Origin of the sequence: Pseudomonas sp. SH10-3B (assembly GCF_019891415.1) — a bacterium.
In the GTDB taxonomy this organism is placed as follows: Bacteria; Pseudomonadota; Gammaproteobacteria; order Pseudomonadales; family Pseudomonadaceae; genus Aquipseudomonas.
In genome coordinates, this window is record NZ_JAFLXD010000041.1 from 44,568 (window position 1) to 56,168 (window position 11,601).

Consider the following 11,601-nt stretch of genomic DNA (forward strand, 5'->3'; position numbering starts at 1 on the left):
TCAGGGAAGAACGAGTGATACGCGGCAAAATTTAGGCGGGGCGGGCAGGGCGGTAAATTTCCCCGGCGTGCAAACGTTCTAGCTCTGATAAAGCCGTTTCCTAAGGTAGACAATGACCATCTCTCGACGTGGGTTCATCGCAGGCCTGGCGCTGACCGGCGCGGCTGTGCCGGCCGCCTTCTATGCCCATCGCGAGTTGACGCGAGAAGAAGAATTCCCCATCACCCCCGGCGAAGCCACCGTGGACCTGGCCGACACCGCCGGGCAGCATTTGGCCAACACCTTGCGCGGGGTGTGGAGCCTGCGCCTGGAAGGCCGCGATGCCGCTCTCAAGGGGGTGCCGCGGCAAGGCCTGGAGCTGCTGCTCGACATCGCCCCCCGTGGCCGTGGCCTGCGCGGTTACCTGGACACCGCCGCCAACCTGCGCGCTGAGGGCGAACCGCGCTACCGCGTGCTCGGTGACCTGCTGACGGGCGAGGGCGCCTTGCTCTACTGGCGCCTGATCGACCGCGACGCGCCCGACGGCAGGCCCGCCTATGAGTTCAAGATGACCCTCGATGAAGTCTGGGCCGCCTTCGGCAATGCCGGCAGCGGCACGCTCAGTGGGCAAATCCTCGACCTGGATCGGCCCCTGGCCTTGACCGAGCGCGACAACCGCTTTATCGCCCACAAACAGCTGTTTCCCGAAGCCCGCCAACGCATCGGCCTCAACCCGACCCTGCTGGCCTGGCTGATTGCCCCCGAGCACCGCCTGTTTCACCAGCTATGGCACGCCACCCGTGACCAGTGGCACAAACTCTCCGAAGAAAAACGCGACGCCCTGCGCGGCATCGGCTGGCAACCCGGCCCGCGCGGCAAGGAGCGCGACGCCCGTGGCAAACACAAAGACCGCAACGGCTCGGGCATCGACTTCTTCTTCATGCACCGGCATATGCTCGGCACCGCGCGGTCCATGCAGGACTTGCCCTCGTGGCCCGCATTCCCCGAACCGCAACCGGCGCTGGAGCGCGATCGCCTGGGCTTCCTGCGCTACTTCGACAACCACGACGGCTTCGCGCTGCCGCCCACTTGGTCAGCAGCGGACGACAGCGAGTACACCCAGTGGGTCAGCGACATCAAGGCCGCCGAGACCTACCACAGCAACTTCCAGGTCTGGGAGTCCCAATACCGCGACCCACGCTACCTGGCCCAGCGCACCCTGGGCCAACTGGGCTCCGAAATGGAGTTGGGCCTGCACGACTGGCTGCACATGCGCTGGGCCTCGGTGCCCCGGGACCCGTCCAACGGCGCACCGGTACCCCTTGCCCGAGATCCAGCCGACTTCGCCGCACGCTGGTATGCCGCAGAAAACGACTTCCTCGGCGACCCGTTCTCCTCCCATGTAAACCCGGTGTTCTGGCATTTCCACGGCTGGATCGACGACCGCATCGAAGACTGGTACCGCGCCCACGAACGCTTCAACCCCGGCGAAGTCAGCCGCCTGGAAGTCAACGGCGTGGCCTGGTTCGCTGCGGGACGCTGGGTCGAAGTCGGCGACCCCTGGCTGGGCCCGGACACCCACGGTTGCAGCACCACCCCGGGGTTGCAGATGGGCCGGTCGATGGAGATGGACCCGGAGACCATGAAGCTCGCATTGCGCATTACCTTTGGTGCCGAAGATGAGGCGCTGCAGGGCTTGTTCAAGCGCGTGCCGAAGCGGCCTTGGTATGCGCGGCATTTGAAGGTGAAGGCGCGAGAGGTTTGATTGGTTGTCGCTGGATTTCAAGTTTTACGATTTAAAACGGCAGTGGCAGGAGGGTATTCTGACGCTGCCGGGGATTCAGACTTTTAGGGCGTTCTGTTTTTCCCTCTGAATGGCCGGTTTATCTATTCCACCTATAGCTCATCCCACTTATAAACTTAACGGTTATAAGTTTAAGCGTGTTTTTGTACGCTCCTGAAGTTTTCAAACTTCTATCTGTTTTTATAAGATTCCTACAGTTCTTTTTAGAAAGTTCTGACGGTTAAATCTTACCTTGTTATTTAAACATTAAATCTGAATTGAAAGAGCTGTAATCTGGGCGATTTGTGGGACGTTTCCCTAAAGCGTCTCGGAAAGCTCTTGGGTGTGAATTAGGGGGTGGTAGAAATTGCTGGCGGTACTTCATTCTAATTAGGAAGAGATCGCCACATGACGCGTAGCGCTTTGGCTTCTCCAGTAAAGGAATCTATGTGGGTGTAGGTTCCAGTCTTACTTTTCTCTGATGGCATAAGTGCTGTTGGCAAGACTATGGATGGGGTTATGACTTTAAGCAGTTTCCAAAATGAAGTACCCAAGGCCAGGGTTAATATCAAACTCGACCTGCATACCGGTGGTGCGCAGAAAAAAGTCGAACTGCCGTTGAAACTGATGGTGATGGGCGACTACAGCAATGGCAAAGAACAACGCCCGCTTTCGGAGCGAGGCAAGATCAATATCAATAAAAACAACGTTGACAGCGTCTTGGCTGACTTCTCCCCAGGCCTCAAGCTCACAGTGCCTGACACCTTGAGCGACGATGCATCCGACACCCCTGTCGAGCTCAGCTTTCAGCGCATGAAAGACTTCGAACCCGAGCAGGTAGCGCGGCAGATTCCGCAACTGCGTGCCCTGTTAGCTATGCGCAATCTGCTGCGCGATCTCAAATCGAACCTGCTGGATAACATGACCTTCCGTCAGGAGTTAGAGCGCATCCTCAAAGATGATGCCCTGAGTGATGAACTACGCGCTGAGTTAGCCGACTTGGCGCCTGAAACTCATTAATTTAACTCGATTTTTTAAAGGGAAGTTCCGTTATGGCTGTAGAGAATTCCAGGGAACAGTCGCGCAGTGCCACAGTGCTGTCTGAAGCGTGCGGTGGCATTTATGGTGCGCTGTTTAACAAGATCAATCTGAACCCGGTTGCACAGTTAGGAGGTATCGAAATTTTTCAAAATGCTGAGGCGCTGTCTGAGGTCTCGGCCGATGAACGGGTGACAGCAGCAATCAGTGTATTTTTAAAGTTACTTAAACAATCGCCGTATAAAGTCGAACGTTTGGATAAAGTCCTGCTGGACGAACATATCGCCGCTTTGGATAGGCAGATCAGCCGACAGCTCGACGCGGTCATGCACCATCCAGACTTCCAGCGCGTCGAGTCGACCTGGCGCGGTGTGAAGTCGTTGATTGATCAGACGGATTTCCGTCAAAACGTGCGCATCGAACTGTTGGATATCAGCAAGGACCACCTGGTGCAGGACTTCGAGGATGCACCGGAGATCGCCCAAAGCGGCTTGTATTTGCACACTTACACCCAGGAGTACGACACTCCGGGCGGTGAGCCAATTGCGGCAGCAATCTCCAACTATGAATTCGACCGGAGTCCTCAGGACATCGCGCTGCTGCGCAACATTTCGAAAGTGTCCGCCGCCGCACATATGCCGTTTGTGGGCGCCGTCGGGCCAGCCTTCTTCGGCAAAGAGTCCATGGAGGAGGTTGCCGCGATCAAAGACATTGGCAATTACTTTGACCGTGCCGAATACATCAAGTGGAAGGCGTTCCGCGACAGTGACGATGCGCGTTACATCGGTCTGACCATGCCACGCGTACTCGGGCGCCTGCCCTATGGGCCCGATACCATCCCCGTCCGAAACTTCAATTACATCGAAAGCGTCAAGGGACCGGATCACGGCAGATACCTGTGGACCAATGCCTCGTTTGCCTTTGCGGCCAACATGGTCAAGAGCTTCATCGCCAATGGTTGGTGCGTGCAAATTCGTGGGCCGCAATCGGGGGGCGCGGTGACTGAGCTACCCATCCACTTGTATGACCTGGGCACCGGCAATCAGGTCAAGATTCCCTCCGAAGTCATGATTCCGGAAACCCGTGAGTTTGAATTCGCCAACCTCGGCTTCATTCCGCTTTCGTACTACAAGAACCGCGATTATGCGTGTTTCTTCTCGGCCAACTCCGCGCAGAAACCGGCGTTGTACGACACGCCCGATGCCACCGCCAACAGCCGAATCAACGCGCGCCTGCCTTACATCTTTCTGCTCTCACGCATCGCCCACTACCTGAAGCTGATCCAGCGCGAAAACATCGGCACCACCAAGGACCGTCGTCTGCTGGAGCTTGAACTGAACAAATGGATTGGCGGGCTGGTGACCGAGATGACGGACCCCGGCGATGACTTGCAGGCCTCGCACCCGCTACGCGATGCCAAGGTCACGGTCGAAGACATTGAAGACAATCCGGGATTCTTCCGCGTCAAGTTGTACGCCGTGCCGCACTTCCAGGTCGAGGGCATGGACGTGAACCTGTCGCTGGTTTCGCAGATGCCCAAGGCCAAAGCCTGACTCAATCGTAGGGAAACGATGTCATGAAGATCGATCGCCCTCTATGGGCCGCCGGAGCATTGCTGTCGCCACAGCAATTTCAGCAGCAGACGCGCTATGAGGCCTGGGCCAATAACCAGCTCGCGCTACTGACGTGGGTACACCCCTGGGGTGTAGAGGCCGCAGACTTCGACCTGGATGCCTTGCGACTGGGCAAGCTCAAAGCCACTCAATTGTGTGTGCGGATGCCCGATGGCACTTGGATCGACACCGAATGCATGGATCGGCTTCCCTGCGCGTTGGAACTGGCGTGCCTGCTGACGGATGAGGTTCAGGACGTGACCGTGCAATTGGCCCTGCCACTCGAGCAAGCCAACGGCAACAACTGCGTGTTTGAAGGCGGCAGAGTCGACCGGCCCACCCGTTATCGTCAGGACTGGCGCCAGGTCCAGGATATCTACGCTGACGAGATGCAGTCGATTGGCGTGCTGGAGCACGCGCTGAGCCTGCGCCTGCACACGGACGACAACGCAGATTACATAACGTGTCCGGTCGCGCGGCTAGTGCGAGACGGGAAGGGTGCGTGGAGCCTGGACCCCGGCTACGTGCCGCCATTGCTCAGCTTCGCCGCCCATCCTGGATTGTTGAATCAACTGGACAACCTGTTGACGCAATTGGCCGCCAAGCGGCAACGGCTCATGGGGATGCGACGGGAAAGCAATCAGCGCATGGCCGACTTTGCCGTGGCCGATGTCTCGCTGTTCTGGCTGCTGAATGCCTTGAACACCTCTCAGCCCCTACTGGCGGATGTTCGGGCGTTTCCCGCACGGCATCCCGAGCATGTCTATCAAGCGCTAATCACGCTGGCCGGCGGCCTGATGACGTTTTCATTGGAACACGATATCGACGAAATTCCGCCGTATCGGCACACGCATCTGGAGGCGGTATTCCCGCCGTTGATGCACAGCATTTCCCGTTTGCTGGAGGCCAGTCTGCCGTCGCGGGTCATTGCTTTGCTGCTGGAGGAAAAGGGGCCCAACCGCTGGCAGGTCACGCTGAATGACCCGCGCCTACGCGAACGCGACGGTGCCGATTTCTACCTGTCGGTGCGCTGCCGACTCCCGGCGGCGCAGTTGCAGGATCAGTTCCCGCGCCTGTGTAAGATCGGCACGCCCGACGCTGTCAATTACCTGGTCAATGCGGCACTCGACGGTGTGCCGTTGCAGGCGCTGAGCCATGTGCCAGCGGCGATTCCGTTGCGCCTGGAAAATCAATACTTCGCGCTTGATCTCGGTCATGCCAGCGGGCAGGCAATGCTGGACGAAGGCGTTTGCGCTTTCTACGTCCCCAGCACATTAGCCGACGTCAAGCTTGAACTGTTTGCGGTGCTGCGCTCATGAAATTGACGCCTTCCAAAGAACCAAACACGGATATCGATGCGCTGTTGCAGGACACCTACCTGCTGGTGGTTGAGTTGCGCCAGGGCGCCTCGGTGCAAAACAGCCGGGAGCTGGAGCAGCTTTGCACTGGGCACGTGGAGCAGGTGCGCCAGCAGCTCAAGCGGGCGGGCTTGGATCAACGCAGCATCGATCACATCAGCCATGCGCAATGCGCGTTGCTCGACGAGACAGTGCTGACTTACGCCGGCGATGATGCGCGGGCATCCTGGGCCAGCGAACCGTTACAGGCCAAGTTTTTCAACCGCCACCAGGCGGGTGAGTTTCTGTATGAAGACATCCGCGAAGTTCTGCGCGGGCCCGCACCTGATCGGCATGTGCTGACGGCATTTCAGCGGGTATTGATGCTGGGCTTTCGCGGGCGCTACCGCGATCTGGATGATCCTGAACGTGAGCAATTACGGGTTGCCCTTGACGCGCGGGTCACACCGTTCAAGGTCAGCCATGGCCTTGTTACCCAGGCGGGTGGGGACTGGGTTGCCGGCTTGTCGTGGCTGCGCGCACCGCTGATCCATATCCTGGCGATGGGCCTGGTGCTTGCGGCGACAGGGTGGGGATTGGATCACCTGTTGAGCGATGCGCTTGCCTCGCTCATGCCTGATCAGGGGTGAGGGGACGATGACCTTCAACCTGCATCGAATCCTGTCCCTGTGGGCGGGTGTCCTGGTCTTAGCTCTCCTGGTCATCATTCCGCTCGCGCTGTGGGTGCGTGCCGTTGGGGTGTTGATCGCGGTGTGTTGTGTTGCATGGGCCTGGGTATCGCTGAACCGTCGGACCGAGCGCCTGCTTGGGGCGGTCAGGTTGGCCGATAACATGGCATTGCCTGCGGCGTCGTTTCGTCACCCTGTGGTGCTGGTCTGCGGAGACAGCCTGCAAGGTCTGTTCGGTGAGATTCCGGCCGAGCGGTTGGCCCTACGTGTTACGGCCTCGGGTTGCTATGTGCGTGTCCCGAACGTGGCGCAACTGCCAGCCGTCACCGAGGCGCTTTTGGCACTGCGGCCGGGTTGGGCTGGGCAACTGGGCGTAATGTTCATAGTCAATCCAGGCGCCCACAGTGACAGCGCCGTCCTCGCCGGTCAGGTGCGTGCCTTCAGCCATCAGCTTGCCGTAGTGCGCAAGCGCGACGTTGCGCTGCCGCTGTTGCTGATGAGCTACCTGCAAACCCAGCACGGTGAAGAGCCCTGGTTCTGTTGGAGTAACGGCCAGGCCGAGACCCGTGTCCGTGACGCGGGTGCATGTGTCGGTTTGGATGAGTGGCAGCGGCAGACTGCTGACTTGCCCCTCCAGGCCGTGCGGATGCAGGCGAGCATACAGCTGAACAGTGTCGTGGCCTGGCTGCATGAAGCGGTGCTGCCACACCTGGTCATTCGTAACGCGCGCAGCCCCTTGGCAACCCTCTGTGCGGTCAAGCTGGCGGCGGCGCTTACTCAAGCGGTTCCGGGAAACCTATGGCAGCAATGGTTGCGCAGCAAGGTCGCATTGGCTGATAACCGGCAGGTGGCAACGGACGTGCAGTTGCCATTTCCCGACCCTTTGCTCAACCTGCTTGCACTCCGCCCGCGGCGTACCCCACTGCAACACGCAAGCCTCGTGGCGCTCTGGTTGTTCACCGGCGCAGGTGTCATCGCGCTCGCCAGCTCTGCCTGGCAGAACACCCTATTGGTGCGCCAAGTCAGTGACGACCTGCGGCGCTATTCGGCTATCCCCCAGCCGAGCCAGCGTAATCAGCGTGAGTTTCTTTGGCGTGAAAACGCTGTGAGCGTGCTCCGTCAGCATGCCCAGCGTCTGGACGCTTACTACCGACACGGCGCGCCCCTGGCCTTTGGCTTGGGCCTGTATCGCGGCGAACGCCTGCGCGCGCCGCTCCAGGCTGTGCTTGCCGCCCATAGTGAGCCGCCATCGACCGACACGCCTGAGCCACCCGCCACGGCGGTGCAGCTCGATAGCCTGTCACTGTTCGCTCCCGGCAGCGCCCAGCTCAAACCGGGCTCGACACAAGTCCTGATCAAAGCGCTGGTCGACATCAAGGCCCAGCCAGGCTGGCTGATCGTTATCGCGGGGCATACCGATGCCACCGGAGATAGCCAACAAAACCTACGGCTCTCCCACGCCCGTGCCGCCGCCGTGCATGCCTGGATGCAACACATGGGGCGCATCCCCGCCAGTTGCTTTGCGGTGCACGGATTCGGCGCCAGCTTCCCGATTGCAAGTAATGACACCGAGGCGGGACGTGCCGCCAATCGCCGCGTCGATATCCGTCTGGTACCGGAGACGGGGGCCTGCGAGCTCTCCCGCCCTGGGCCGGACAGACAACCCCCTGTCGCATCCCGCGACGTTTAAATTTCCGAGAAAAGGAGCTTCACATGGCAATTCCCGTTTACCTCTGGCTGCAAGACGATGGTGGTGCCGAAATCAAGGGTTCGGTGAATGTCGATAAGCGTGTGGGCAGTATCGAGGTGGTCGCCCAGGACCACAGCCTGTACATCCCCACCGACAACAACACCGGAAAACTGACCGGCGCGCGGGTTCACACCCCATTTCTGTTCTCCAAGGAAATCGATGCGTCCAGTCCCTACCTCTACAAGGCGGTGACCACCGGGCAGACCCTCAAGAGTGCCGAGTTCAAGTGGTACCGCATCGACGATGCAGGGCAGGAAGTCGAGTACTTCATCACCACGCTGGAAAACGTCAAGGTGGTGAAAGTCGCGCCGAAAATGCACGACGTCAAAGACTCCAGCAAAGAGAAGCACAACCACCTGGAACAGATTGAGTTGCGCTACGAGAAGGTCACCTGGACCTACAAGGACGGCAACATCATCCACTCCGACTCCTGGAATGAACGCCAAAGCGCTTGATGCACTTGGAGCCGCAGGCAGGTTTTCGCCTGCTGGCTCCCGGTGTGCTGGGTTGAGCGTCCGTTCGCGGGCGTTCAGCCAATCACATCGAGTTGAAAACCCACTCACCTGGCACTCCGAACAAGGACGCAACCGTATGGCATCGAATTCCACCCGCTTGCTTCGCCGTCTCAACCCCTATTGCGCACAGGCGTTAAGTGCAGCAGCGTCGTTGTGCCAGAACCGTGCACATGCGCAGATCACCATTGAGCACTGGCTGCTCAAGTTGCTGGGGCAGGGGGACGGTGACCTGACCATCATCGCGCGTCGTTACGAGTGGAATCTGGAGACGCTGTGGTACGGGTTGCTGGAGCACATCGATCAGTTGCCCCGCAGCGTGCAAAGCAAGCCGCAGTTGTCGGGGCCGCTGCAGCAACTGATCAAAAATGCCTGGATGCTTGCCTCGCTGGACGACAACAACGACAGCCTGCGCTCCGTACATCTTTTGAGCGCGCTGATGGAAACACCGGACCTGCTGGCGTGTGAAGCCGCGTGGCCGCTGCTCAGCCTCAGTCAGGTGCAGTTGCAGCGTCTCGCGGCACTGTTGGATCAAACATCCGAGGAGCGTCCAGGGCTGCAAGCCTCTGCCCCATCGGGCAACACTGCTGCGCCTTCCAGTGAACTCGCCATGCTCCCGCCCCGCGTCAGTCAGGAGGATGCGTTGCAGGCTGTGTTGGACAGATTCACCCACGACCTCACCTCGCAGGCGGCGCAAGGGACAATCGACCCGGTATTTGGTCGCGACGACGAAATTCGCCAGGTCATCGACATCCTCAGTCGCCGGCGCAAGAACAATCCGATCCTGGTGGGTGAGCCTGGCGTCGGCAAAACCGCACTGGTTGAAGGCCTGGCCCTGAACATTGCCCAAGGCAAGGTGCCGGACAGTCTCAAATCGGTCAGTGTGCGTACCCTTGACCTGGGCTTGTTACAAGCCGGGGCAGGGGTCAAGGGCGAGTTTGAACAACGCCTGAAAAGCGTGATCGACGCCGTACAACAGTCCGAAAAACCGGTGCTGCTGTTTATCGATGAGGCCCATACCCTGATCGGCGCCGGTAACCAGGCCGGCGGTGCCGATGCGGCCAACCTGCTCAAGCCGGCCCTGGCCCGTGGCGAATTGCGCACCATCGCCGCCACCACCTGGAGCGAATACAAACAGTATTTCGAGCGCGATGCCGCACTGGAACGGCGCTTCCAACGGGTCAAGGTCGATGAGCCGGACAACGCGAATGCATGCCTGATGCTGCGAGGCCTCAAGGCGCGCTACGCTCACCATCACGGCGTGCATATCCAGGATACGGCGGTGCAGGCTGCGGTCAGCCTGTCGCGACGCTACCTGACCGGCCGCCAACTGCCTGACAAAGCGGTCGACCTGCTGGACACCGCCAGTGCCCGCGTGCGCATGAGCCTGGACTGCGAGCCGCAGGCGTTGACCCATCTCAGCGCCCGGCAAGTAGCCCTGGAACTGGAGGTCCAAGCGCTGGAACAGGATCAGCGATTGGGCGGCCAGGAGGCCGATGAGCGCCTGACGGTGATAGCCGCCCAACACGCCGACCTGCAACGCCAGTACCTCGATCTGGAACAGCAATACCGACAGGAACTGAACCTCACCCAACAACTGATAGATGCGCGTCAGGCACAGCCACCGCAACGCGAGACCTGTGCGCACTTGCAACGGCAGTTGAGCGACATCCAAGGCAACCAACCGCTGCTGTCGCTGGATGTCGACGCGCGCAGCGTGGCGCAAGTGATCGCCGACTGGACCGGTGTGCCGCTGGGCAGTCTGCTCAAGGACGAACAGGCCAACCTGCTGATGCTGGAACAGCGATTGGCAGAGCGCGTTATCGGACAGGCTTCGGCACTGAACGCCATGGCGCAGCGCCTGCGCGCGGCCAAAACCGGGCTCACCGAGGACAAGGCGCCGCTGGGTGTGTTCCTGCTGGTCGGCACCAGCGGCGTAGGCAAGACCGAAACAGCCCTGGCACTGGCCGACAGCCTGTTCGGTGGCGAGAAATCGCTGATCACCCTCAACTTTTCCGAGTACCAGGAAGCCCATACCGTCAGCCAACTCAAAGGCTCGCCACCCGGCTACGTCGGTTACGGCCAAGGCGGTGTTTTAACCGAAGCCGTGCGGCAGCGGCCTTACAGCGTTGTGCTGCTCGACGAAGTGGAAAAGGCCCATCGCGACGTGCTCAATCTGTTTTATCAGGTCTTTGATCGCGGCTTTATGCGCGACGGTGAAGGCCGCGAGATCGACTTTCGCAACACCGTCATTCTGATGACCTCCAACCTCGGCAGCGACCTGCTGCACACCTGTTTGCAGGCGCAACCCGACGCATCGGACAGCATGCTGCACGAACACCTGCGGCCGCTCCTGCTCGACCACTTCCAGCCGGCGCTGCTGGCACGCTTCCAGACCCTTATCTATCGCCCGCTGCAAGCCGATGCACTCAAGCGCATCGTGGCCATCAAGCTGGCCCAGGTCGCCAAACGCTTGCAACGCCATTACGGTCTGGATTGCCAGATCGACGACGCCCTGAGTGACGCGCTGGTTGCCGCCTGCCTGCTGCCCGATTCGGGCGCACGCAACATCGACAGCCTGCTCAACGAACAGATCCTGCCGGTACTCAGCCAACAACTGCTGGAGCGTCGAGCCGCGCAGCGGCGCACCTATGGCGTGCGCCTCGGTTATAGCGCCGATGACGGTATCAGCCTGCACTTCGATGACGTTCAAGACACGGTTCAGTCCGTCGCCTCGGAGGTGTGAGCATGCTGACTTTCTTCGATCACAGCCGACACACCCTATGGGTGCGCAACGTTGCTGCCTCGATGGACGTCCTCGCCTTCGAAGGCCAGGAACGCCTAAGCGAACCCTTCGCCTATCACATCGAATTCACCAGCACCGAACGCGACCTCGCCGC

At 60.0% G+C, this 11,601-nt stretch carries 8 protein-coding genes; all 8 read left to right on the forward strand.

All coding sequences use genetic code 11. The annotated features are described in order from the left end of the window. The first annotated feature begins 112 nt into the window (after positions 1–112). Positions 113–1,744, forward strand: a complete 1,632-nt coding sequence (locus J1G35_RS24250; protein ID WP_223016215.1) for a PvdJ/PvdD/PvdP-like protein — start codon at positions 113–115, stop codon at positions 1,742–1,744. 537 nt (positions 1,745–2,281) lie between these two features. Then, on the forward strand, positions 2,282–2,782 hold the full coding sequence (gene tssB / locus J1G35_RS24255) for a type VI secretion system contractile sheath small subunit (RefSeq protein WP_053135378.1): 501 nt from the start codon (positions 2,282–2,284) through the stop codon (positions 2,780–2,782). A 32-nt stretch (positions 2,783–2,814) separates the two neighbouring features. Further along, the gene (gene tssC, locus J1G35_RS24260; protein WP_223016216.1) at positions 2,815–4,353 is read left to right on the forward strand and encodes a type VI secretion system contractile sheath large subunit; all 1,539 of its coding nucleotides are present in this window, start codon (positions 2,815–2,817) and stop codon (positions 4,351–4,353) included. 23 nt (positions 4,354–4,376) lie between these two features. Then, positions 4,377–5,732 carry a type VI secretion system baseplate subunit TssK gene (tssK, locus tag J1G35_RS24265; RefSeq protein ID WP_223016217.1) on the forward strand — a complete coding sequence of 452 codons (1,356 nt, stop codon included), beginning with the start codon at positions 4,377–4,379 and terminating at the stop codon, positions 5,730–5,732. Continuing rightward, positions 5,729–6,400 (forward strand): type VI secretion system protein TssL, short form, encoded by a 672-nt coding sequence (gene tssL, locus J1G35_RS24270; RefSeq protein ID WP_053135389.1) that lies wholly within the window; start codon positions 5,729–5,731, stop codon positions 6,398–6,400. The genes tssK and tssL overlap by 4 nt, the downstream gene beginning before the upstream one ends. 202 nt (positions 6,401–6,602) lie before the next feature. Beyond that, on the forward strand, positions 6,603–8,129 hold the full coding sequence (locus J1G35_RS24275) for an OmpA family protein (RefSeq protein ID WP_262417397.1): 1,527 nt from the start codon (positions 6,603–6,605) through the stop codon (positions 8,127–8,129). A 23-nt stretch (positions 8,130–8,152) separates the two neighbouring features. Beyond that, positions 8,153–8,644 carry an Hcp family type VI secretion system effector gene (locus tag J1G35_RS24280; protein WP_223016218.1) on the forward strand — a complete coding sequence of 164 codons (492 nt, stop codon included), beginning with the start codon at positions 8,153–8,155 and terminating at the stop codon, positions 8,642–8,644. 136 nt (positions 8,645–8,780) lie between these two features. Further along, entirely contained in the window at positions 8,781–11,447 is a 2,667-nt protein-coding gene (tssH, locus tag J1G35_RS24285) for a type VI secretion system ATPase TssH (protein WP_223016219.1), read from the forward strand. Positions 11,448–11,601 lie beyond the last annotated feature (154 nt).